This is a genomic window from Variovorax sp. 01T439_2 (assembly GCF_056398445.1).
Genome location: NZ_JBFTPJ010001150.1, coordinates 1 through 1,611 on the forward strand (window position 1 = coordinate 1; position 1,611 = coordinate 1,611).

The window sequence follows — 1,611 nt, forward strand, 5'->3', positions numbered from 1 at the left end:
GTCGAACACCACCACGCTCACGGTCGGCAGCAGTTCCGTCATGCCGGTCTCGCGCACCGCGAGGTCGGCGAAAAACAGGTGATGGTTGATGACCACCACATCGGCCGCCAGCGCCTCGCGCCGCGCCAGGTTGACGTGGCAGGGCTTGAACTGCGGGCACTGCGCGCCCAGGCAGTTCTCGCGCGTGGAAGTGATGAGCGGAATGAGCGGCGAGCGCTCGTCCAGCCCGGGCAGCTCGGCCAGGTCGCCGGTTCGGGTGGCCTTGGACCACTGCTCGATCTTGGCGAGCGTGCGCAGGCTGCCGCGTTCGGGCAGCGAGGCATCGTGGCGCGCCAGGTCGAGCCGGTGCAGGCACAGGTAGCTCGCGCGCCCCTTGAGCAGCGCCGTGCGCACCGGCAGCTCGAGCGCCTCGACCAGACGCGGCAGGTCGCGGCCGAACAACTGGTCCTGCAGGGTCTTGGTGGCGGTCGACAGCAGCACGCGCTCGCCGCTCAGCAACGCCGGCACGAGATACGAGAAAGTCTTGCCCACGCCGGTGCCGGCCTCGACCACCAGCACGCCGCCGTCCTCGATGGTGCGGGCGACGGCCAACGCCATTTCGGTCTGCCCAGAGCGCTCGCGGAACTGTTCTGCCGCACGCGACAGGACGCCGCCCTGCGCGAAGGCGTCGCGCACCTTGTCCTCGAGTGTTTCGCTCACGCGGGTTCTTTCGGATCGAGCACGTTCTCGAGCCGCGTGATCTGGTCGCGCAGCACAAGCCGGCGCTTCTTCAGGCGGCGCAGCAGCAGCTCGTCCTGCGGCGAAGCTTCGGCCAGGCGGTCGATGGTGGCGTCGAGGTCGGCGTGTTCGATGCGCAGCTCGATCAATTGGCGGGAAAGGGAGTGAAGATTGGAGTCCAACGTTGGCGCTGCGAACGTATTCCGCCCGCAGCTCGTGTTCACTCGATAATACGTCCTGGTACGAATCCACGAGAAGACAGAAGGCGCGCCGCAGGCGCATTTGCGCTCATGACACAAGGCTTTCGGCTTGCCGCCGCCACCGGTCTCCACAAGGGAGACCGCCCCTATCAGCAGGACCAGGTCCTGATGATGAGCCATCCGCGCGTGCCCGGCTGCATGCTGGGCATCATTGCCGACGGCATGGGCGGGCGCAGCGGCGGGCGCAAGGCCTCCGACCAGGTGCTGATGACCGCGCGCCAGCTGTTCACGCGCTACCACCCCGACCGCGACAGCTCCGCGGCCGTGCTGCGCCAGCTGCTGGAGGATGCGCACACGGTCATCAAGCTCACGGCCTTGTCGAGCGAGCAGGAACCGCACAGCACGCTGGCGGCCTTTCTGATGAATCCCAAGGGCGACTGCGCCTGGATCCATGCCGGCGACTCGCGCATCTACCACTTCCAGAACGGCGAGCTCGTCACGCGCACGCGCGACCATTCCTATGTCCAGGTGCTCATCGACCGCGGCGAAATCACCGAGGCCGAGGCCAATGTCCATCCCAAGGGCAACATCCTCCTCGGATGCCTGGGCATGACCACGACGCCTCCGCCCATCGAGCCGCACTACATCCCCGCGATGCAGCCGGGCGACCTGCTGATGGCCTGCAGCGACGGGC

General features: G+C 67.5%; 3 protein-coding genes. 1 reads left to right on the plus strand and 2 read right to left on the minus strand.

Annotated features, from left to right (window positions below; translation table 11 throughout):
• Both AC1DOC_RS32925 and AC1DOC_RS32930 read right to left on the minus strand, forming a co-directional pair.
• Positions 1 to 699, minus strand: a 699-nt coding sequence (locus AC1DOC_RS32925) for an ATP-dependent DNA helicase (protein WP_478131477.1), incomplete at its 3' end; no start/stop codon positions are given.
• Positions 696 to 899 (minus strand): YdcH family protein, encoded by a 204-nt coding sequence (locus tag AC1DOC_RS32930; protein WP_478081820.1) that lies wholly within the window; start codon positions 897 to 899, stop codon positions 696 to 698. The genes AC1DOC_RS32930 and AC1DOC_RS32925, both read right to left, overlap by 4 nt.
• A gap of 108 nt (positions 900 to 1,007) precedes the next feature.
• On the opposite strand from AC1DOC_RS32930, the gene AC1DOC_RS32935 reads away from it, so the two are divergent.
• Positions 1,008 to 1,611: PP2C family protein-serine/threonine phosphatase (locus AC1DOC_RS32935; RefSeq protein ID WP_478131478.1), on the plus strand; the 604-nt coding region annotated here is incomplete at its 3' end.